Annotated in this window: 21 protein-coding genes; 7 read left to right on the forward strand and 14 right to left on the reverse strand. The window is 71.3% G+C overall.

All coding sequences use genetic code 11. From position 1 onward, the window contains the following. Positions 1–185: 185 nt before the first annotated feature. On the reverse strand, positions 186–1,145 hold the full coding sequence (locus D187_RS05300; protein WP_002621270.1) for a quinone oxidoreductase family protein: 960 nt from the start codon (positions 1,143–1,145) through the stop codon (positions 186–188). A gap of 361 nt (positions 1,146–1,506) precedes the next feature. Beyond that, a complete protein-coding gene (locus D187_RS05310) occupies positions 1,507–2,250 on the reverse strand; it encodes an SDR family oxidoreductase (protein ID WP_043428486.1) in 744 nt (247 codons plus the stop codon). A gap of 107 nt (positions 2,251–2,357) precedes the next feature. On the opposite strand from D187_RS05310, the gene D187_RS51580 reads away from it, so the two are divergent. Next, the gene (locus D187_RS51580; protein ID WP_002621273.1) at positions 2,358–3,365 is read left to right on the forward strand and encodes an AraC family transcriptional regulator; all 1,008 of its coding nucleotides are present in this window, start codon (positions 2,358–2,360) and stop codon (positions 3,363–3,365) included. A gap of 295 nt (positions 3,366–3,660) precedes the next feature. Continuing rightward, positions 3,661–4,305: a glutathione S-transferase family protein gene (locus D187_RS05320; RefSeq protein ID WP_002621274.1), complete on the forward strand. Its 645-nt coding sequence runs from the start codon at positions 3,661–3,663 to the stop codon at positions 4,303–4,305. Between the two features lie 44 nt (positions 4,306–4,349). Here D187_RS05320 and D187_RS05325 read toward each other — a convergent pair whose 3' ends face one another. Next, positions 4,350–4,703: a DUF1428 domain-containing protein gene (locus tag D187_RS05325; protein ID WP_002621275.1), complete on the reverse strand. Its 354-nt coding sequence runs from the start codon at positions 4,701–4,703 to the stop codon at positions 4,350–4,352. Between the two features lie 191 nt (positions 4,704–4,894). On the opposite strand from D187_RS05325, the gene D187_RS05330 reads away from it, so the two are divergent. Further along, positions 4,895–5,260: a molybdopterin cofactor-binding domain-containing protein gene (locus D187_RS05330; protein WP_245591613.1), complete on the forward strand. Its 366-nt coding sequence runs from the start codon at positions 4,895–4,897 to the stop codon at positions 5,258–5,260. 431 nt (positions 5,261–5,691) lie between these two features. After that, on the forward strand, positions 5,692–6,774 hold the full coding sequence (locus D187_RS57460; RefSeq protein ID WP_245591614.1) for an MBL fold metallo-hydrolase: 1,083 nt from the start codon (positions 5,692–5,694) through the stop codon (positions 6,772–6,774). Between the two features lie 256 nt (positions 6,775–7,030). Here the strand turns inward: D187_RS57460 and D187_RS05340 are convergent, their stop codons facing one another. From D187_RS05340 to D187_RS05375, 8 genes are all read right to left on the reverse strand, one after another. Beyond that, complete coding sequence (locus D187_RS05340; RefSeq protein ID WP_002621279.1) at positions 7,031–7,351, reverse strand: cation:proton antiporter; 321 nt, start codon at positions 7,349–7,351, stop codon at positions 7,031–7,033. After that, a complete protein-coding gene (locus D187_RS05345) occupies positions 7,348–7,620 on the reverse strand; it encodes an MrpF/PhaF family protein (RefSeq protein ID WP_002621280.1) in 273 nt (90 codons plus the stop codon). Before D187_RS05345 ends, D187_RS05340 begins: the two co-directional genes overlap by 4 nt. Before the next feature lie 19 nt (positions 7,621–7,639). Next, a complete protein-coding gene (locus tag D187_RS05350; RefSeq protein ID WP_081713571.1) occupies positions 7,640–8,131 on the reverse strand; it encodes a Na+/H+ antiporter subunit E in 492 nt (163 codons plus the stop codon). Then, positions 8,128–9,504, reverse strand: a complete 1,377-nt coding sequence (locus D187_RS05355; protein WP_002621282.1) for a complex I subunit 5 family protein — start codon at positions 9,502–9,504, stop codon at positions 8,128–8,130. Before D187_RS05355 ends, D187_RS05350 begins: the two co-directional genes overlap by 4 nt. Next, a complete protein-coding gene (locus D187_RS05360) occupies positions 9,504–9,887 on the reverse strand; it encodes a sodium:proton antiporter (RefSeq protein WP_002621283.1) in 384 nt (127 codons plus the stop codon). The genes D187_RS05355 and D187_RS05360 overlap by 1 nt, the downstream gene beginning before the upstream one ends. Positions 9,888–10,100: 213 nt before the next feature. Further along, on the reverse strand, positions 10,101–10,685 hold the full coding sequence (locus D187_RS05365) for a Uma2 family endonuclease (RefSeq protein ID WP_002621284.1): 585 nt from the start codon (positions 10,683–10,685) through the stop codon (positions 10,101–10,103). A gap of 100 nt (positions 10,686–10,785) precedes the next feature. Next, on the reverse strand, positions 10,786–12,537 hold the full coding sequence (locus tag D187_RS05370; protein WP_211241465.1) for a PAS domain-containing hybrid sensor histidine kinase/response regulator family protein: 1,752 nt from the start codon (positions 12,535–12,537) through the stop codon (positions 10,786–10,788). 86 nt (positions 12,538–12,623) lie between these two features. Then, on the reverse strand, positions 12,624–13,982 hold the full coding sequence (locus tag D187_RS05375; protein ID WP_245591615.1) for an aminotransferase-like domain-containing protein: 1,359 nt from the start codon (positions 13,980–13,982) through the stop codon (positions 12,624–12,626). Positions 13,983–14,160: 178 nt separating this feature from the next. On the opposite strand from D187_RS05375, the gene D187_RS05380 reads away from it, so the two are divergent. The 3 genes from D187_RS05380 (at position 14,161) to D187_RS05390 (ending at position 17,711) form a co-directional block, all read left to right on the forward strand. Then, positions 14,161–15,231, forward strand: coding sequence for a branched-chain amino acid aminotransferase (locus tag D187_RS05380; protein ID WP_002621287.1), 1,071 nt, complete (start codon positions 14,161–14,163; stop codon positions 15,229–15,231). Between the two features lie 38 nt (positions 15,232–15,269). Further along, positions 15,270–16,331 (forward strand): enoyl-CoA hydratase/isomerase family protein, encoded by a 1,062-nt coding sequence (locus tag D187_RS05385; protein ID WP_002621288.1) that lies wholly within the window; start codon positions 15,270–15,272, stop codon positions 16,329–16,331. 105 nt (positions 16,332–16,436) lie between these two features. Then, positions 16,437–17,711, forward strand: a complete 1,275-nt coding sequence (locus D187_RS05390) for an MFS transporter (RefSeq protein ID WP_002621289.1) — start codon at positions 16,437–16,439, stop codon at positions 17,709–17,711. 76 nt (positions 17,712–17,787) lie between these two features. Here the strand turns inward: D187_RS05390 and D187_RS05395 are convergent, their stop codons facing one another. The 3 genes from D187_RS05395 to D187_RS05405 form a co-directional block, all read right to left on the reverse strand. Then, positions 17,788–18,315 (reverse strand): hypothetical protein, encoded by a 528-nt coding sequence (locus D187_RS05395; protein ID WP_002621290.1) that lies wholly within the window; start codon positions 18,313–18,315, stop codon positions 17,788–17,790. Between the two features lie 89 nt (positions 18,316–18,404). Beyond that, positions 18,405–18,836, reverse strand: coding sequence for an MnhB domain-containing protein (locus D187_RS05400; RefSeq protein ID WP_002621291.1), 432 nt, complete (start codon positions 18,834–18,836; stop codon positions 18,405–18,407). Beyond that, positions 18,833–21,121, reverse strand: coding sequence for an NADH-quinone oxidoreductase subunit 5 family protein (locus D187_RS05405; RefSeq protein WP_002621292.1), 2,289 nt, complete (start codon positions 21,119–21,121; stop codon positions 18,833–18,835). Before D187_RS05405 ends, D187_RS05400 begins: the two co-directional genes overlap by 4 nt. Positions 21,122–21,143: the final 22 nt, after the last annotated feature.

The raw sequence follows: 21,143 nt of genomic DNA on the forward strand, positions 1-21,143 counted from the left end.
GCCGGACGGCACCACGCACCTGCTCTTCACCGGGCTGGAACTTTTACGGCGACACCTTTTCGGGGACACCTTTTCGGCGGCGGCCGAAGAAGAGGCCGCTCTGGGCCTCGGTGAAGGGGAAGAGCCCGGGCAGGTCCATGCCCTCTCTATAGTCCGGCGTGCCGGGTGCGCTCCACCCCGGGACCTCAGGGAATCATCACCACGCGGCCGACCACCTGCCCTTCCCGGGCATGGCGATGCGCCCCCACCGCCTCGGCCAGGGGAAAACGCCGGGCGATCTCCACCGGGAGCCGGCCGGAGGCGGCCTCGTGCAGGAGCATGTCCACCGTCTGGTAGACCTCGGGCCGCGTGAGCAGGGGTCCCATGAACACGCCAAACAGGGACTGGTTGGCTTGCAGCGCCGGCCAGAGATCGAGCGTCAGCGCGGAGCCTCCGGCATTGCCAACGAACACCAATCGGCCCTCGGGCTTCAAGGCGGCCAGGGACACGGCCAGGGTACTGCCCACCGGATCGACGACCAGGTCCGCGCCCAGTCCGTCCGTCAGGCGTTTGACCTCCGCGGCCACGTCCTCCTTCCGATGATCGATGGCGTGCGCGAGGCCGAGCTCCCGCAGGCGCGCTGCCCGTGTCTCGCCCGACACCGTCGCCAGCACCCGGGCCCCGGCCTGGTGGGCGAGTTGGATCGCCGCGAGTCCGACGCCTCCCGCACCGGCCTGGACCAACACCGTCTGGCCCGAGCGCAGCGCGCCCCGGGCGAACAGGCAATGGTGGGCCGTGCCGAACGAGATGGGCAGCGCGGCGGCCGCCGCGGCGTCGAGCCCCTCGGGCACGAGCCAGGTCTGGGCGGCCGGCACGGCGCGCAGGGCGGCGTGGGAGCCGGCCATGTCGAAGCTCGTCACCCGCTGGCCCACGCGGCGATGGCGCACCGCTCCGCCGACCGCGACGATCCTTCCCGCCGCCGCGTAGCCGACCACATAGGCGGGGTGGGGCGGGGGCATCATCGCGCGGTGGATGAGGTCGCCTCCCTCGATCGAGATCGCCTCCACCTCGATCACCACGCCCTCGTCGGCGCAGACCGGGTCCTCGATCTCCGCGTATCGCAAGACCTCCGGGCCGCCCGCCACGTCGTAGACCGCTGCCTTCATCGCGCTCCTCCTCGAGTGGGGAAGTCCATACCAGGACGGGCCGGGCAGGGGGAGCACTCCCGCTCCAGGTCGCTCTTGCGAGCGATGCCCACCGCACGCCCCTCGTCCTCAAGACGCCGCTGTCCTCGGCGCCGGATCCCCAGGCCATCGAGCGCTACCGCCGCGAGTTCGGCATCCTCCAGCGTCTGCGCGACGTGCGCGGCGTCTCGCGGGCCCACTCCTACGAGCTGCTCCAGGAGCGGCCCGTGCTCCTCTTGGAGTCCGTCGAGGGCCAGTCCCTGTCCGAGTTCGTCGGCCGCCCCGTCGACTAGACCACCGCCAACCCGCCCTTACGGCTCTTCTCGAGCTTCACGATCCGCACCTACGGGTTCATGTCGGCAAACAACGCTTCGCCGCGCTGCCTCAGCCCGTTCGCCACACCGATGACGATCTCGGCTTCACCTTGTTCGAAGCGCTGCACCGCCTCGCTCGCGAAGGTCTCGGCGGAGAGGACGGGCGGTCCAGATCCCTCCGCGGGACGCCGAGCCTGGCTCCTCTTGTCGAGTCCGGTCGCGACGATGGGCGGCGCGATCTCAACCACACGGACGCGCCCCGTCAGTTGATGCCGCAGGCTGAGGGTGAAGGAATGCAGCGCGGCCTTCGTCGCGCAGTACACGGGAAACTCAGCCGAGGGGCAGAACGCGAGACCGGAGGTAACGTTCACGACCGTGGGCTTCTCGTTGCGAACGAGCATCGGAAGCAGCGCGGCCGTCAGTGCGACGGGAGCGAGCAGGTTCGTCTCGAGCTCGGACCGGATTTCGCCGAACCCGACGCTTCCGCGGAAGTCTGACGCATGCATGATGCCAGCGTTGTTCACGAGGACGCCGAGATGCGGCAGGTCGGCCGCGAGCCACGAAGCCAACCTCGCCTGGTCCTCGGAGCGAGCAACGTCAGCCTCCATCGTGCGAAGCCCCGGATGCTTCCCCTTCGCGGCGGCCAATCTCTCCGGATCGCGTCCGCAGATCGCGACGTCGTATCCGCGCTTCAGAAACTCCGCGGCCATTGCCAGCCCAATCCCCGACCCGCCGCCCGTGATCAGCACGCCGCTCTTCCGCTCTCCGCTCATTTATCGCTCTCCGCGCATCTGTGACGCTTCGTTGTGTGCCTCGGCGCGCTCCTGTCGCGCGTCGATCACGCCTCTCTCGTAGCAGCCGCCTCCAGTACGAAGAATGCTTGCGACGAGCGATTTCTTCGCTCATCGTACGGGCCGTGGATCTTCTCAGCGATATCCTCCGAGATCTGCGACTCGAGAGCACGGTCTTGAGTGTCTTCGAGCTTCACGCTCCATGGGGCTTGCGCAAGCAGCGGCTCGAGGGGGGCGCGCCCTTTCATGTGGTCATCGAAGGGCGCTGCGTCCTGCGAATGGAACACAAGAAGCCCACCGAGCTCGCAGCCGGCGATCTGGTTGTCCTTCCCCATGGCGACGCTCATACCCTGTCGTCATCGGCGTCCGCGCCCGTGACACCGTTCAAGTCGGTTCTGCTGCAAAACGGAGTCGTGGAGACGTGGGCGCCGGGAAAGCGGGCCGGCCGTCCCGCTGCCATCCGGTTCGGCTCGGCCAAAGGGGAGGTCGTTCGGGTGATTTCGGGCGTGTTCGCGTTTCAAGACCGACGCCGAAACCCCGTGCTCGAGGTGCTTCCCCCGCTGATCCGCGTTGCGGGTGAGCACGGTCGAGGCCCGTCGTGGCTTGAAAACGCCATTCGCCTCCTCATCGACGAGGCGTTCTCCGAGGCCCCTGGTGCGTTGACCATCGCGGAGCGTGTCGCCGACATTCTTTTCGTGCAGGCGGTGAGGGCGTACATCGCCTCGGAGCGGGATGCCCCCTCGAGCGGATGGCTGCGGGGGCTCCTCGACCCTTCCATCGGCCGCGCCCTGAGTCTCGTGCACGCTCGCGCTGCCGAGCCGTGGACCGTCGAGCGCCTCGCTCGTGCGGTCGGGCTCTCACGAACGGTCTTTGCACAGCGCTTTCGCCGTCTGGTTGGCGAGACCGTCATGGCCTACGTCACCCACCGTCGGATGCACCTCGCAGCGGGACTGCTGTGCACAAGCAACGACGGGCTCGCGCAGATTGCAGAGCAAGTCGGCTACGAGACGGAGGTGACGTTCAGCAAGGCGTTCCGCGTCTGGGCTGGCGAACCACCAGGGCGCTACAGAAGGCGAATGCGAGAAGCTGCGCGATGACCACGCACGGAGGACGCCTGCCAAGGTGAGCTTCGAAAGGCTTGCGTCACATCTTTTGTAGACGTCCTCGGTGCCCGAGGGCCGCGCGGCGAACCAGCCGTTGTCCGCCGCCGGGCGTGCCGCTGGACGCGGGCGATGGCGAGCGGGAGCCCTTCCTGCCCAGCGAACCGCCGGCGGACGACCGCGATCGCATGGTGGCCGCGCAGGACTGAGGCCCCGCCGCCGGCAGGGGCGTTGACGCGGGTGCCCCGGTCGCATACGGCCCGGCGTCCATGGTATCGGTTCCATCGCCCGCATGACGACGACCCTCTACTTCTCCCGCAACCCCAACCCGCGACTCGCGGTGGCCGTGGCCCGGCATCTGGCGGCGCCCGTCAGCTTCCAGTTCGCGGAGCCGCTGGCGCCAGGCCAGGCCGAGCGGTACCGGCACCTGAACCCGTCGCTGCGCCTGCCCATCCTGGCCGAGGAAGGCGGGTCGCTGTGGGAGGCGGATGCGATCGCCTGTCGGCTGTCGCAGATGGTGGGGTCGGACTTTTGGCGCACCGGCCACGACCTGCCCGGCATGATCCGGTGGGTCAGTTGGGCGCGCGACCACTTCATGCGCGCCTGCGACATGGTGCACTTCGAACGGGGTACGAAACCGCGCTACGGCCTCGGACCGTTCAACCAGGCCGCGCTGGACGAAGGGCTGTCGCATTTCCATGCGAGCGCCACGATCCTCGAGGACCAGCTGCGCGACCGCGACTGGCTGCTGCCGAGCGGGCTCAGCTATGCGGACTTCCGCATGGCGGTGTTCCTGCCGTTCAACGACGTGGCGCGCCTGCCGCTCGCGGACTACCCAGCCGTGGACCGGTGGCACCAACGGCTGATGGCGCTGCCGGCGTGGGCGGATCCGTTCGCGGGCTTGAGCGCGCCGGAGTTGCCGCCAGTGCCGGCTTGAGGCGACGCCGAACCCGGCTCGGCCGGGTTTCCAGGTGGGAACACTCAGCGCACGTCGACGAGGACGTCGAAGCCGCCGTAGATCATACGCTTGCCGTCGAAGACGGAGTTCATGTCCATCTTCATGCGCGGGTCCTTCATGATCTTCTCGTTGCCCTCGTCGCGCGCCTGCTTCGAGGACCAGAAGATCCACGAGAAGACCACCACCTCCCCGGCCTCGGCCTTCACCGCGCCCTTGAAGTCGGTCACCTTGCCGTCGGGCACCTCGTCCCCCCAGCACTCGACGACGTGCGTGGCACCGTGCTCCTTGAACAGCGCGGCGGCCTCCTCGGCCATCTTGCGGTAGGCGTCCTTCTTGCCCGCGGGCACCGGCACCACGAATCCATCGACGTAGCTCATCACGCTTCTCCTGGACTGCTTCGTTGGGACTCCGAGGATAGCCTCTCCGCGGGGCGTGTCAGGCCAATGGCGACGCCGGAGCGAAGAACTCGTGGTGGCACTGATGCTCGGGCCCCCTCAACTCCTTCAAGGAGCGCTGGGGAGCGCAGTTCGTCGAGGTCGCCGTCGACGAGGAGCTGGGCACCGTGCGCGTGCGCCGCATGGTCGGGGCGTTTGACCGCGGACGGATCCTCAACCCCCAGGCGGCGCGCAGCCAGTTGCTCGGAGGCATGACGATGGGGCTGGGCATGGCGCTCTCCGAGGCGGGGCACGTCGACCCGCGCATGGCGCTCGTCGTGAACGGGGACCTGGGCGAGTACCTCGTCCCCGTGCAGGCGGATGTGCCGCGGATCGAGGTCCTGTTCGTGGGCGAGCCGGACCCATCCACGGCCCCGCTCGGCATCAAGTCGGTGGGAGAGATTGGCATCACGGGCGTCGCCGCCGCTATCGCCAACGCCGTCTACAACGCCACCGGCCGCAGGCTGCGCGACCTGCCCCTCGACCTGCGCGCGAGCTGAGCCCGCGCGAGCCCGGGCTCGGACATGTCGAGGGTCGAAGCTTGGGAATCGGTATCCCGCCGCGTCCCCTCCTGTCCCGCCCCGGTCCGGCCCATTCCGCACACTCCTGCGACATACGTGCAACATGGCGGGGGCTGCCCACCTCCCGCCGCTATACATCCCGGGCCGGGTTCCTGTGCTGGCGCTGCTGCCCAGCAGCAGAGCAGGCACCCATTATCGTGCTTACTCGCTGTCCCGTCAGCGGCCCTTCTCGGCCCCTGCGCTCCAGCCAGCCCCTTCAACCGGTCTCCTTTTTTCCTGGGCTCGCGCGGGCATCCGGGACAAAGTTGTTCATGTCTTCGGACCCGCGCTCCACGTAGATGACCTCTCCGACCGCTCGCGAGAGCAGCGCATCGCCTCCGCCTATGCGCCGAGGCTCCAGGCAATCCCCGATGAAATGGCTCCTGACGTGCGTCGCGCCGGTCCTGCTCGCGGTATGGATTTTGTTCTTGAGCGCTCACGGACCGACCTCATGGCTGGTCATTCCTGGCGCTCTGATTGGCGGTGCCTGCGTCGCTGGCTTTTCTTTTCTGCGCTCGTTCTCTCGTCCCCTGCGAGCGCTCTCTCTCTCGCTCTATCTGCTGCCGCTGGGGCTCTTGTCTACCTATCGTGCGTCGCCGTTCTCCGTATCGAAGACCTTCGAGATCGGCGCGCTCCCGCCGGCTTCCGCGCCTTCCGAGATGTCGATTGCCCAGCTTCCGACCGGCGCCACCTACCGCAGCGCGTCCTTTGGGTATCGCGGTGGCTCTCTCTTCGAGCCGCGAGAGTTCTCCATGACCGCGACCCTGATCAAGCACCCCAAGGGTGATCTCTTGATCGACACCGGGTTCGGTCGGGATATCGCACAGCACCTCGCGACGCTGCCTCTCTTCTTTCGGCTCCTGACACGATACTCGCTGAACAAGACCGCGCGCGAGCAACTCCAATCGAGCGGGTATGACCTGACCCGGCTGCGCGCGATCCTTTTGACCCACTCCCACTGGGACCACATCAGCGGCGCCGCGGATTTTCCCGAAGTGCCTGTCTGGATACCTCCCGCGGAACGAAGCTTCGTACAAGGTGAAGACTTCACCACGGCCCCGGCAAGAAGCATCAAGTCGCTGCATCTCGAAGAGTATCGATTCGATGCGCACCCCTATCTCGGCTTCGCGGAGAGCCATGATGTCCACGGAGATGGCACGGTGGTGATCGTCCCGGCGCCCGGCCATTCGCCGGGCTCTGTGATTGTCTTCGTGACGCTTCCGGACAACAAGCGCTACGCCTTTATCGGAGACCTCGCCTGGCAATTGGAGGGCGTCACCGAGCAGGAGGAGCGCCCGCTCACGCAGCGCCTCGCAGATGTCGAGCCTCGGCTCGTTCGTGAGAACCTCGCGCATATGGCCGCGATATCAGCGCGATACCCGGAGATGACCATCGTCGTCGCGCATGATCCGCGGAGCTTCGCATCGATTCCGACGTTGGTGCCAAAGCCATAAGTTGGATATGCTGCTGCTGGTGCTGAATTGGCTCCTCTGTTCGCTCTTCTACTTTGGCGTGTGGAAGCTGGTGACGCGTGCCCGCGCCCAAGGCTGAGCCGTCAGTGGGCCTGATCCGTTTTTGTGGCTCTCCCTCACTTTATGTGCTCCACCCACCGCAGGCAGGCAAGCTTCTCCAGTGCGGCCAGCCGAATGCCCGGGGCATGCACACAAACTGCGGGAGAGCCACGTAACCGGATCAAGCCCAGCGCGCCCCTCACTCCCCCGCGTCGACTTCCTCCGCCACGGCCTCCCCCTGCTCGCGCGCCGCCGCGCGGGCGATGGAGTGCGCGGACATGGGCGCGGTGAGCATCAGGAACACCGCCACCAGCAGCGCGCGGCCCATGAGCGGCCACTGCCCCGAGCCCACCGCCCCCATCAGGATGATGACGACGCCCACGAACACCGCCTGCCCCGCCGCGTGCACCCGCATCAGGATGCCCGGCAGGCGGATGATGCCCACCACCGACACCGTCACCGCCACGAGCCCCAAGAGCACCAGCGCGTCCGCCACCCACTTGAGCGCCTCGGCCCTCATCGCGGCCCCGCCTCGTGCGCCGCGTGGTGCCGCGTGGCCGCCACCGTCTGCACGTAGGACACGAGCGCCAGCACCAGCGCCGCGTCCAGGTAGCCCGTCACCCCACGCCAGGCCCCGAACAGCCCCAGCACCGCCACGAACACCAGCGCCAGCGTGTCCAGCGCCAGCACCACGTCCAGCGTCGAGCGCGCCCGCGCCGACACCACCACCAACACGCCGAGCAGCCCCATCAGCCACACCAGCGCCACGTAGAAGACGACGTCGTGCATGCGCTCGCCACCTCCCGCTTCAGGGGAACACCGCCCGCTGGCGCTCCCGGTAGAACCGCTCCAGCCCCGCGCGGAACTCCTCCGCCCGCGAGGCATCCGCCAGGTGGAAGCGCATCACCCGCCGCTCCCAGTCGATGCCCAGCAGCACCGAGCCCGGTGACATGCTCGCCAGCAGCGCCGACACCCGCGCCCCTCCGTCCGTGCGCTCCCCCAACGCCACCTCCACCTCCCCCTGCCGCTCTCCCGGCCGGGGCCCGAGCATCAGCCACCCCATGCTCCAGGTGCCCCGCACCACGTCCACCAGCACCGCGCCCACCAGCACCCCGAAGGCCCACAGCCGCCTCGGCCCCACCGCCCCCGGCGCGCGCCCGTCCAGCAGCCAGCGCCCGCTCCACGCGAGCAGCCCCGCCGACACCACGCCCCCCAGCGCCAGATCCGCCACCGTCACGTGGCCCACCATCAACACGAACACCCCGGTGAGCAGCACCCAGGGCATGACCCAGCCCCTCATGGCCCCCCTCCCCCCGCGAGCGCCCCGGCCACCCGGGCACTCACCGCGAGCAGCGGCTCGGGCCACACCCCCACCCCCACCCCCACCAACGCCAGCGCCAGCACCACCCCGCTCGCCGCCCGGCCAGGCGCCTCGCGCGTGCGGGCCTCCGCCCAGTACAGGCGCTGGAAGGTGCGCGCGAGCGCCACCAGCGACAACACGCTCGAGAGCACGACGAAGCCCGCCAGCCACCAGCGCTCGCCGAGCAGCGCCGCGCGCAAGAGCTCCGTCTTGGCGAGGAAGCCCAGCGACAGGGGCAGGCCCGCGGAGCTGAAGGCCGCCGCCGCGAAGGCCGCGCGCGAGCGCGTCCCCGGCAACCCCATGGCGAGGAACAACACCGCCTTGTCCAGCGAGCCCGACAGCGCGAGCAGCACCGCCGCCGCCACGCCCGGCCCCGGCCCGAGCCCCAGCGCCGCGAAGAGGTAGCCCGCCTGGGCGATGGACGCGTACGCCAGGGTCTCCGCGGGCACCTGCCGCGCGAGCGCGAGCAGCGAGCCGTAGACGAGGCTCGCTCCGCCCAACACCGCCAGCACCTCGGCGCCATGCGCGAGCGCGTCGCCGAGCACCCCTGGGCCCAGGCGCACCAGCGCGTAGCTGCCGATGTTCACCAGCGCCCCGGCGAAGATGGCGGCGATGGAGGTGCTCACGCCCCGGTACACCGCCGGCGCCCAGAAGTGGAACGGGAAGAGCCCCAGCTTCACCCCGAAGGCGCTGAGCAGCAACGCCCCCGGCACCTCGAGCCGGCGCGTGTGGGGACTGGCCACCCACTCGGCGATGCCGCCCATGTCCAGCGTCCCCGTGGCCTGGTAGAGCATCACCACCGCCGTGAGGAAGAGCACCGAGCCCATGAGGTTCACCACCACGAAGGTGAAGCCCGCGCGCAGCGCCGGGGCCCCCCGGCCGTAGCTCGCCAGCGCGAAGGCCGCGCCCATGGACAGCTCGAAGAAGACGTAGAAGTTGAACGCGTCCGCGGTGAGGAACGCCCCGTTGAGCCCCGCGGCGAGGAAGAGCACCAGCGCCGGAAAGCTGCGCGTGCCGATGCCCTCGAGCAGCTCGCACCCCAGCGCCCCGGCGAGCACCGCGTTGGTCACCACGCAGAAGAGCACCGACAGCGCATCCGCGCGCAGGCGGATGCCCATGCCCACCGGCCACCCTCCGGCGACCACCTCGGGCATGGGGCCGTGCAGGGCCGCGGGCAGCAGGGCGAGGCTCGCGCCGAGCACCCCCACCATCCCCACCACCGCCAGGCCCGCCACGGCCTTCTTGCGCCCGTCCAGGAAGGACAGCACGGCGGCGAGCCCCCACGCGCCCACCAGGGGCAGCACGAGCGGCATCAGCGCTCCTCCGGCTCGGGCGACTCCTGGGTGTGAGACTGCTCCTCCTCCAGCTCGGCGTGCACCACGTCGCGCAAGTCCAACGAGCCGTGCTGCTCGTGCATCCGGTAGACGAACGCCAGCAGCAGCGCCGAGGTGGCGAAGCCGATGACGATGGCGGTGAGCGCCAGGGACTGGGCGAGCGGATCCGTCATCACCGGAGTGGCGCCGTCCCCGTGCAGGGGCTCGCCGCGCTCGGGAAAGCCCGTGGAGAGGATGAAGAGGATGGCCGAGTTGGTGAGCAAGAGCCCCCCCGCGGCCATGCGCACCAGGTCCCGCTTGAGCGTGAGCATCACGCCCACGCCGAAGAGCAGCCCCACCGTGAGGGCCACGGCGGCGTTCACGCGGGGCTCCAGGTCACGGGCGGGAGGAAGGAAGGCGGGTGCATCTCAATCAGTCCCCGGAGTGGAAGGGACCCCGAGGGTAGGAGTCTCCTACGTCCCGGGGAGTCCTCCCCTCATACAGGGGGCGGCGCCCCGGGTGCCCAGCCGCGGATGGAGGCGAGGGCGGGCGCGTCCGTTAGGGAACGTTCTCCCCCACAGTGGGGCAAGCACCACTCAGGGAACCAGCCAGAGCAAGCCCAACCCGAGCACCACCGCCTCGAAAGGCTCGGCGCGCACCGGCACGTCTCCCGCGTGGGTCTCCGTCCGGACAAAACCCTCGGCATCCCTCCGGAAGACCTCCAGCGTGCGCGCGAGCGGATCGATGAGCCACGCATGACTCACGCCCTCGCGGAAGTACACGGGAAGCTTGCGGTGCCGATCCAACCGCGCCGTGGAGGGCGACAGCACCTCGCAAACCCAGTCCGGCGCGAGCGGAACGAAGGGCTCTCGCGCGGAAGGCGGCTGGGGCATGCGCTCGCGGCGCCAGCCCGCCAGGTCCGGCACGAGCACATCCCGCCCCAGGTGCAACTCGGGCTCATCCAAGAACCACCAGCCCCCCGGCCCTCCGCGTCCGAGGGAAAAGGGGCCTCCCAGCTCGACACCCAGCAAGAAGGCGCAGTGCGCATGGCCCACCGCGGGCCGAGGCGAGGCCAAGAGCTCGTCCTCCAGCAACTCGCCCACCCACCCCTCCGGCAGGGCCTCGATATCCGCGTACGTCGCCGGCTTCTTGCCCCGCCCCATCTTCAACCCCTGTCCCATGCGCCGCGCCTCCTGGAGGATTCAACACCCGTGGGGCCGTGCTCTTCCCCACTCCTCCAGTCTACCCGGCCGTCCGACATCCGAGGTCGGGTGGGACGGCTCAGCCCTCGAACATCTCCCGCACGCGCGTGGCGAGCGCGTCCGGATCGAAGGGCTTGGTGATCATCTGCATGCCCGAGTCCAGGTAGCCCGTGCCGAACACCGCGTTCTCCGCGTAGCCCGTCATGAAGAGCACCTTGAGCCCCGGGCGCAGCTCGCGCGCGGCGTCCGCCAGTTGCCGCCCATTGAGCCCCGGCAACCCGATGTCCGTGACGAGCAGGTCAATGCGCTTCTTCGACTGCACCACCTTGAGCCCCTCGGGCCCATCCGCCGCCTCGATCGTCCGGTAGCCCAACTCCCCGAGGATCTCCAGCACCAGCTCGCGCAACAGCGGCTCGTCCTCGACGACGAGCACCGTCTCGCCCTCGGCCCGCGCCGCCACCGGCGCCCCTGCCACCGCCCCCTCCTCGGGCGCCTCGCCCACGAAGCGCGGCAGGAAGAGCGTCACGCTCGTGCCCCGGCCCACCTCGCTGTCGATGCGCACGTGGCCCTCGGACTGCTTGGCGAAGCCGTAGATCATCGACAGCCCCAGGCCCGTGCCCTGGCCCAGCGGCTTGGTGGTGAAGAAGGGCTCGAACGCCCGGGCGATGACATCCGGCGGCATGCCACTGCCCGTGTCCGTCACGCGGATGCGCACGTAGGCGCCCGGCGCCAGGTCCCTCGGCGCCGTGGTGTCGCCCGCCTCCAGCCGGGTGTTCTCCGTCTCCAGCGTCAGCCGCCCCCCGGACGGCATGGCATCTCTCGCGTTGATGACGAGGTTGAGCAGCGCGTTCTCCAGCTGGTGCGGATCGCACAGCGTGTGCCAGAGCCCCTCGGCCGGGCGCACCTCGAGCTGGATGGAGGGGCCGATCGTCCGGCGCATCAGCTCCTCCAGAGACACGATGAGCGCGTGGGCCTCCACGGGCCGGGGCTCGAGCGGCTGGCGCCGCGAGAAGGCGAGCAGCCGGTGGGTGAGCGCCGCGGCGCGGTTGACCGAGGCCATGGCCGAGTTGATGTAGCGCGGGGCCTGATCCACCTGGCCCAGCTCCAGCCGCTTCTGCAGAATCGACAGCGAGCCGAGGATGCCGGACAGCAGGTTGTTGAAGTCGTGCGCGATGCCGCCGGTGAGCTGGCCCACCGCCTCCATCTTCTGGGCGTGGCGCAGGGCCTCCTCGGCGCGTCCGCGCTCGGCGATCTCCGACTGGAGCCGGGCGTTGGCGGCGGCGAGCTCGTGCGTGCGCTCGGCCACGCGCGTCTCCAGCGTCTCGTTGAGCACGCGCAGCGAGTCCTCGGCGGCGCGCCGCTCGTGCACGTCCTCCGTCATGCCGTGCCAGCGCAGGATGTCCCCCGTGGGGCCGCGCAGGGGCAGGGCGCGCGTGTGCATCCAGCGGTAGTGCCCCCGGGTCAGGCGCATGCGGTACTCGGCCTCGAAGGAGCCCGTGGAGGAGATGGCCCGCGCCCACGCCGCGGACACCGACGCGCGATCGTCCGGGTGCACCAGGCGCAGCCACCCATCTCCGAGCGCCGCCTCGCACTCCATGCCCGTCAGCTCCACCCAGCTCTCGGGCAGGCCGGTGATGCGGCCCTCGGCATCGGCCGTCCAGGAGATCCTCGGCGCGAGCCGTACCAGGGCGGACGGGTCGATGCCCTCCCCGGGAGGCCCGACCCACGTCCCATTGGCCTCCGCCCACGCCAGTGCCTCGCGCAGCCGCGCGTTCTCCGCCTCGAGCGCGGCCAGTCGCATGCTCGGCGCCGTGTCCATTGGAGTACCCACGGATTTCTACAGACCACCGGGCACCGGGTCCGTCAAGCGAAGGGGACGGGCGGCGTCCCGCTCCGCCGGAAATCAGAAATCAGGCATCACACCACGGCGAGCGGCTCGTTCCCGGCGTCCAGCACCTCGCGCAGGCGCCGCAGGCCGCGCTCCAGCAGCGCGCGCGTGCGCGGCGTGCCGATGCACACCCGCACCGCCGCGGGCACCACCCCCGGCCCCACGCCGAACAGGTCCGCGCTCGTCACCGACACCCCGTGCCGCCGCGCCTGTGCCGTGAAGGCCTCGCTGCGCCGCCCCTCGGGCAGCCCGAGCCACAGGTGGTAGAGCGGCACCGACGCCCGGCAGCGCACCCCCGCGCCGAGCACCTCGCGCGCCAGCGCCTGGCGCTCACCCGCCTCGCGCCGCTGGGCCACCACGAGCGCGTCCGCCGTGCCGTCCTCCACCCAGCGCGAGAGCACCTCGGCCATGAGCGGCGTCGTCATCAGCGAGGCCAGACCCACCTCCTCGGCGAGCCGCTCGCAGCGCGCCCGCGCCGGCCCCACCAGGTAGCCGATGCGCAGCCCCGGGGTGAGCAGCTTGCTCACCCCGGCGATGAAATAGCTCGACTCGGGCAGGAAGCACGCGAGCGGCGGCGGGCGCACCGAGGGCAGGAGCCCATACGAGTCGTCCTCCAGCACCAGCACCCCATGGCGGCGCGCCACCTCGGCCACCTCGCGCCGCCGCGCCTCGGGCATCACCGCGCCCGTGGGGTTGTGGCACGTGGGCTGGAGGTAGAGCAGGCGCACCGAGCCCGCGCGGCACGCCGCCTCCAGCGCGTCCGGCAAGAGGCCATCCGCGTCCATGGCCAGCCCCTGCATCCGTAACTGGAAGCGCCGCGCGAGCACCTTGATGCCCGGGTAGGTGAGCGCCTCGGTGGCGAGCACGTCGCCCGGCTGGGTGAGCGCCGCGAGCGCCACCTCCATGCCGTGCTGGCCTCCGGCGCACACCACCACCTGCTCGGGCCGGACCGACAGCCCGAAGCGCCCCGTCCACGCCGCGCCCGCCTCGCGGTGTCTCAACCCCCCCGCGGGGGGCTGGTAGGCGAGCAGCTCCGCCAGCCGGGGCGAGCGGCCCAGCTCCTCCAGCGACGCGCGCAGCGCCTGGCTCGCCGGATCGCCCTCGGGTGTCGCGGGCGCGTTGATGCTCAGCTCCACCAGCGAGCCCTCCTCCGCCGAGCCCTCCTCGACCGGCCTGGGCATGTGTGTGGGCGAGGCCTTGTCCCGCACGTAGGTGCCCCGGCCCACCTCGCCCCGCACGAGTCCCCGCTTCTCCGCCTCGCCATACGCGCGCGTCACCGTGCCCACGGTGACCCCCAGCCGCTCGGCCAGCTCCCGGTGCGTGGGCAGGCGCGTGCCCGGCAGGAGCCGCCCGGCGTCGCGATCCTCGGCCAGCGCGTCGGCGATCACCCGGTACAGCGGCCCCCGACGGCCCTCGAGACCCGGCGTCCAGCTTGTCTCGGTGACAATCGGTACACTTGACGAAGGTTGGAGTCCCACGTAAGCGATTGTCTCGATTCCGGCGCGAATTGTCACGAAATTGCGCCGCGACCGTCCCGCCCCCCTTCAGCTCTAGAGGAGCCGCAGCATGATGCCCATCGAGGTCCAGCGCGCCGCCGCCCTGAAGCCCAAGCCCGCCGCCACGGACGTGCTGGGCTTCGGCAAGTACTTCACCGATCACATGTTCCGGATGGACTACGCGCCGGAGCGCGGGTGGCACCAGGCGCGCATCGTGCCGTACGGGCCGCTGGGGTTGGATCCGGGCGCGGCGGCGTTGCACTACGCGCAGTCGGTGTTCGACGGGGCGAAGGTGTTCCGGGGCCGGGATGGGAAGCTGCGCGCGTTCCGGCTGATGGACCACTGCGCGCGTCTGGCGGCGAGCGCCGAGCGGCTGAGCATGGCGGTGGTGCCGCCGGAGCTGGCGCGCGCGTCCATCGAGGCGCTGGTGAAGGAGGAGGCGGCGTGGGTGCCGAGCGGGCCGGGCACGTCCCTGTACGTGCGGCCGGTGGTGATCGCCTCGGAGGCGTTCCTCGGGGTGAGGCCGGCGGACAAGTACATCTTCTTCGCCATCCTCAGCCCGGTGGGCACCTACTTCGGCAACGGGGCGGAGCCGGTGCGCATCTGGGTGGAGCAGCGGCACACGCGCGCGGCGCCCGGGGGCCTGGGCGGGGCGAAGGCGGCGGCCAACTACGCGGCGAGCCTCCAGGCGTCGGTGGAGGCCAAGAAGCGCGGCTACGCGCAGGTGCTGTGGCTGGACGCGCTGGAGCACCGCTACATCGAGGAGGTGGGGACGATGAACCTCTTCGTGCGCATCGGGGAGGAGATCATCACCCCGCCCTTGGATGGGACGTTCCTACCGGGCATCACCCGGGAGAGCGCGCTGACGCTCTTGCGCGACTGGGGCCTGAAGGTGAGCGAGCGCAAGCTGTCCATCGACGAGCTGCGCGAGGCGCACCGCGAGGGGGCGCTGCACGAGGTGTTCGGCACGGGGACGGCGGCGGTGATTTCCCCGGTGGGCGGACTGGGCTTCGAGGAGGGGGAGCTGAAGATCGGGCAGGGCCGGGTGGGCGAGGTGTCCCAGCGGCTGTACGACGCGCTCACGGGCATCCAGTACGGCACGCAGCCGGACCGGCACGGGTGGATGACGGTCATCGCGTAGGACGCCGCGAGGCCCCGGGGGCGTGTTATCCCCGGGGCATGAACCCGGACGTGCTGCTGGAGACGCGCGGGCCCCTGGCCCTGGTGACCCTCAACCGCCCCAAGGCGCACAACGCGCTGGACCTGGGGATGATCCGCGCGCTGCACCCGGCGCTCGAAGCGTGGGCCGGGCGCCCCGAGGTGAAGGCGGTGGTGGTGCGCGGCGCGGGCGGGCGGGCCTTCTGCGCGGGCGGGGACGTGCGGGCCGTGGCCGCGTCGCTGGGCACGCCCCCACCCGAGGGACAGGAGCCGCTCTCGCGCGCCTTCTTCCGCGAGGAGTACCGGCTCAACCAGCTCATCCACCACTACCCCAAGCCCTACGTGGCGCTGGTGGATGGCATCTGCATGGGCGGGGGACTCGGGCTGAGCCGGCATGGCTCGCACCGCGTCGTCACCGAGCGGCTGGTGCTGGCCATGCCGGAGACGGGCATTGGCTTGTTTCCCGACGTGGGCGGCGGCTGGTTCCTGCCGCGCTTTCCGGGCGAGTCGGGCACGTACCTGGGACTGACGGGAGCCCGGTGCGACGCGGCGGATGCGCGGTGGCTCGGGTATGCGACGCAGCACGTGACGCACGAGCGGCTGGACGCCGTGGTGGACGCGCTCGCGGCGGCGGACTGGGGCGGGAAGCCGGCGCGCGCGGTGGTGGACGGGGTGCTGGCGGGCTTCAGCTCGGAGCCGGGGCCCTCGCCGCTCTCAGCCCACGCGCGGGAGATCGACCGGTGCTTCGCGAGCAACGGGGTGGAGGAGATTGTCGAGGCGCTCGCGGCCGAGGGCACGCCGTGGGCGGAGGAGACGCGCGCCACGCTCGGGCGCATGTCGCCCACGAGCCTCGAGGTGACGCTGCGCCAGCTGCGGCTCGGCCGGTTCATGTCCTACGACGAGGTGGCGGCGATGGAGTACCGGCTGAGCCAGCGCTTCATGTCGTTGCCGGACTTCCGCGAGGGCATCCGCGCGGTGCTCGTGGACAAGGATCAGAAGCCCCGGTGGAACCCGCCCACGCTCGCCGAGGTGCGGGACGAGGACGTGGCGGCATTCTTCGCGCCGCTCGCGCCGGGGGCGTGAGCCCCACCCGCGCGCTCGAGGGGGATGGACTCCGTGACGAAGCGCGTTACATGACGGGAATCCGCGTGGCGTGGCCGCCCCCCGGGTAGGCTGCGCCGCATCCCCATGGACTCCGCTTCTCCCTCGCTGCGCAGCGTGCTCGCGCTGCTGCGGCGCAATGCCGACTACCGCCGCCTCTTCCTCGCCACCGTCGTGTCGATGCTCGGCGACTGGTTCGCCTTCGTGGCCATCAGCGGCTTCGTCACCGAGACCACCGGCCACCTGAGCGCCTCGGCCGCCGTCTACGCCGCCAGCGTCCTGCCCGCCAGCCTCCTGTCCCCCTTCGCCGGCCTGCTCGCGGACCGCATGGACCGCCAGCGCCTCATGGTCACCGTGGACCTGGTGCGCGTGCTTCCCGCGCTCGGCATGCTCGCCGCCCTCCTCTGGCGCGCCCCTCTGCTCGCGCTCGTGTGCGTCGCCCTGCTCGCCGCGCTCTCCGCCTTCTTCGATCCCGTCGCCGAGGCCTCCGTCCCCAACGTCGTCTCCCCCGAGGAGCTCCCCGTCGCCCAGGCCGCGCTCGGCAGCGTCTGGGGCAGCATGCTCTTCGTCGGCGCCGCGCTCGGCGGCCTCGCCACGCTCGCCTTCGGCCGCCACGTGAGCATCCTCCTCAACGCCGCCACCTTCCTGCTCTCCGCCTGGCTCGTGCGCGGCATCCGCCGCTCCTTCCAGCGCCCCCCCTCCTCCGATTCCGCCGCCGACACCGGCACCTGGCGCCAGCTCCACGAGGTCTGGACGTTCGCCCGCCGCCACCCCATCTCCCTCTCCCTGCTCACCACCAAGGTGGGCGTGGGCCTGGGCAATGGACTCGTGGGGCTCCTGCCCGCGTTCGCCGCGCGCAACTTCGGCTCCGGCGACGAGGGCGTGGGGCTGCTGCTGTCCGCGCGGGGCCTCGGCGCGCTGATCGGCCCCTTCCTCGGCCAGCGCTGGGTGCGCCGGGATGAGCGCCGCCTGTTCCTCGCGTGCGGCGTCTCGATGATCACCTACGGCCTCGCCTATCTCCTGCTGCCCGCCGCGCCCTCGCTGCTGCTCGCCGCGGGGTGCGTGCTGCTCGCGCACCTGGGCGGCGGCGCGCAGTGGACGCTCTCCACCTACGGCCTCCAGGTGTCCACGCCGGATCGGCTGCGCGGGCGCATCATGGGCCTGGACTTCGGCCTCGCCACCCTGGGCATCGGCGTGTCCTCGCTCGCCGCCAGCGTCGCCGCCGAGGCCGTGGGCCTCACCCGCGCCGCCTGGGGACTCGCCGGCGTGTCCCTGCTCTACGGCACCCTCTGGCTGTGGAAGACCCGCCGGCTGTGGCGTGGACGGCCCGACGTGCTCACCACCTCCCGCCCCCAGGAGTGAACGGACGCCTGAACGCACCGAGGGGGCTGGAGCGCGGGTGGCTCCAACCCCCTCGGGGAACGACCGTCAGCTCAACTCAAGGCGTCTGCGCGGGAGGAGCCTCGGCGGGCGCGCCCTCTTGCTGAGGAGCCACCCGGTAGCCCTGACGCGGCGGCATGTAGTCCAGGCGCCCGCCGCCCCGGTTGTCGCCGCCGCCGTAGCCCTCGGCGCAGGAGTACTCCACCGTGCGCGAGCTGATCAGGAAGGGCACCAGCGTGGAGAACCCCGCCGCGCAGGAGGCGCTGGCGAGAGTGGCCGCGTAGGGATCGTTGTAGGCGCCCCCACCGCACGCCAGTCCGCCCACGATGCCGCCCGCGATCCCCAGGCCCGCGTTGATGAGCCAGTCCGTGCCACTCATCTTGCTCTCCACCGCCGACAGGCCATTCTCGCACTCGCGCCCCGCGGGGCCGGAGAGCGGCACGAGGCCACCAATCGTGAACCACTGGCGATCCGTGTACGCGGGGCCCTCGGGACGGGCCTGACTGACGACCTTCGTGGTGTAGCAGCCCACCTGGCTCGTCATCACGGCGACCACGGCGACCACGGCTCCAAGACGCTTCGACATCGTGTGTTCCCCCTCGGGATATAGGAGTGCGGCGCAATCGCGCACGGGCACCCCGGACGAGAGGCTTAATTGAATATTCACACCTCGCGCTACCCCCTTCGGTGGGATTGCGCCACCAGCCCATCGATGGCCGTCACGATGAAGCCCATGACCACCAGGAAGATGCCCGCGTCGAAGAGGACGGAGGTGTGGAACTCCAGCGTGCCGAGGTGCGTCACCACTCCGCCCGGGCGCGGGTAGTGCGTCACCGGCGCGGCCCCCCACACGAGCGGCCCGAAGGCCACGCCCAAGAGCAGCAGCAAGCCCACGCCGGCCACCTGGGGTGCGTAGCGCACGCCGGGCAGACGCCGCGCCTCTTCTCTGCCACTCGCCACGTACTGCAACAGCACCGCGAGCGCCCCCAGCACGCCCGCGCCGAAGCTGTCCCCGGCCTCCACGTAGCCCTTGAGCCACACCGCCACCGCCACCACCAGCGCGGGCAGCAACACCACCCGGGACGTGGAGGGGATGAAGGATTTCATTCCGCGCGCTCCCCGGTGAGCAGGTGGATGATGCCCAGCAGCACCACCACCATCACCGACGTCTCGCCCACCGTGTCCAGCCCCCGGAAGTCGGTGATGATGGCCGACACCACGTCCCGGGCGTGCGCCGCCTCCGTCCACGCCACGTGCGCGCCCACCACGCGCTCCTCGCGCAGGTGCGTCAGCGCGTTCCACGACGTCGCCGTGGCGCTCACTCCCGCCACCCCCGCGAACACCCAGTCACGCCAGCGCGCGCGCGTGGCCTCCACCTGCGCGCGCTCCTGGCTGTGGCGCGGCAGCCGCGAGAGCAGCGCGAGGAAGAGCAGCGTGAAGGTCGTCTCCACCAGCACCGCGGTGAAGGCCACGTCCGGCGCCGCCGCGAAGGCGAACACCGCCGCGAGGCTGAAACCCACGCACGACAGCAACATCACCAGGTGCAGGTGGCTCGCCGCGCGCAGCGTCGCCACGGCCGCGCCCGCGGCGATGAGCAGCCCGAGCACCAGCGGCGCGTCCGCGAGCCCCACCCCCTGCCCCCAGGAAAAGAGCGGCCCCCGTCCCCGGGTGGCCCAAAGCGCCGCCCCGCCGAGCAGCCCCGCGGGCACCAGCACCGAGGCCACCCGATCCCTCAAGTCGCGCACCTCCAGCCGCCGCAGCCCATCCGACAGCGCGTCCGCGCCCGCCAGCAGCGCGCCATAGGCCCGCTCCACGCCCACCTGGGACGCCGCGCGCGTGAGCGCCTCCAGCGGGGCCTCCCACCGCCGGCGCGTGACGAGCACCCCCGCCCCCAGCGCCCACGCGCCCAGCGCGAGCAGGTTCTCCGCCCGCGCGTCCAAGTGGTAGGCGAGCTCGAGCGGCGCCGGGTGCCCGAGCATCTCCCCCTCCGCTGCGTCCGCCAGCGCGTTGAGCGGCCCGAGCCACACACCGCCCAGGAGCACTCCCGCCCCCAGCACCCCCACCGGCGCCACCAGCCCCCACGAGGCATGCCCCCCGGCCCCGCGCGGCGCGCCCAGGAAGAGGCCCGTCCACAGCCGCCCGGTGTACGCGAGCGTCAACGCCGCGCCGAGCACCCCCGCCCCGCTCCACGCCCCGCCCCGCTCCACGAGCGCGCGGAAGAAGAGCTCGTCCTTGAAGAAGCCCAGCGTGAGCGGCAGCCCGGCGAGCCCCGCGGCCGCCACGGCGCTCGCGCCCGCGAGCCCCGGCAGCGAGCGCCACAGGCCCCCCACCTTCTCGAGCGACTCCTCGCCGGTGGCATGGGTGACGGCCCCCACGGTGAGGAAGAGCGCCGCCTTGCACAGGCCATGGGCCAGCACGTAGAGCGGAGCGCCCGCGCCGCCCAGCCCCACCAGCACGAGCACGTAGCCGTACTGGGCGATGGTGGAGTACGCCAGCACGCGCTTGAAGTGCCACGCGCACAGCGAGAAGAGGCTGCCCACGAGCATGGAAGCGAGCCCCACCCCCGCGAGCCCCTGGAGCAGCGCGGGCGCGAGGGCGAAGACGGGCAGGAAGCGCTGGAGGACGAAGACGCCCGCGGCCACCATCGCCGCCGAGTGCAGGTAGGCGGACACGGGCGTGGGGGCGGCCATGGCGCGCGGCAGCCAGAAGTGCAAGGGCACCTGGGCGCTCTTGGCCAGGGCGCCCACCGCCACGCAACCCAGCGCCACGGTGAGGCGGGAGCCTCCGGGAGCGCGCGCGGCCAGCTCCGACAGCTCGAAGGTGCCGCACGCGAGCCCCAGCGACACCACCCCCGCCAGCAGCACCACCGAGGTGCCCCCGGTGACCACGAGCGCCATGAGCGCCGCCGAGCGCGAGCCGGTGCGCTCCCGGTCGTAGCCGATGAGGAAGTAGCTGGCCACCGTCGTCAGGTCCAACGCGATGACGAGCAACAGCGCGTCGCGCGCCATGACCAGCAGCAGCATGGCCCCCATGAAGGCGAGCACCCACGCGTACAGGCGCACCTCGTCGCGGCGCGGCCGGTGGCGCTCCTCGAGGTAGTGCGGCAGGTAGGCGCACGCGTAGACGAGCACGAGCAGGCCCACGCCCAGCACCAACGTGCCATAGAGGAAGGACAGCCCATCCAGCGCGAGCGCCAGGCGCACGTTCCACGTGGGAATCCACGCGAACGACACCCCGGCGAAGCCCGCCGCGCGCGCCCGGAGCAAGGCGCCCAGGCCCGCCGCCGAGCAGAGCACGCCCACCGGCCCCGCCCAGGACGGACGCCACGCGCCCACCCCGAGCACCAGGGCGACGCCCGGCAGGACGAGCAACAGCGGAAGGACGACGGTCATCTCGGGCCCGGAAGAAGGAGGG

It is taken from the genome of Cystobacter fuscus DSM 2262, from assembly GCF_000335475.2.
Classification (GTDB): domain Bacteria; phylum Myxococcota; class Myxococcia; order Myxococcales; family Myxococcaceae; genus Cystobacter; species Cystobacter fuscus.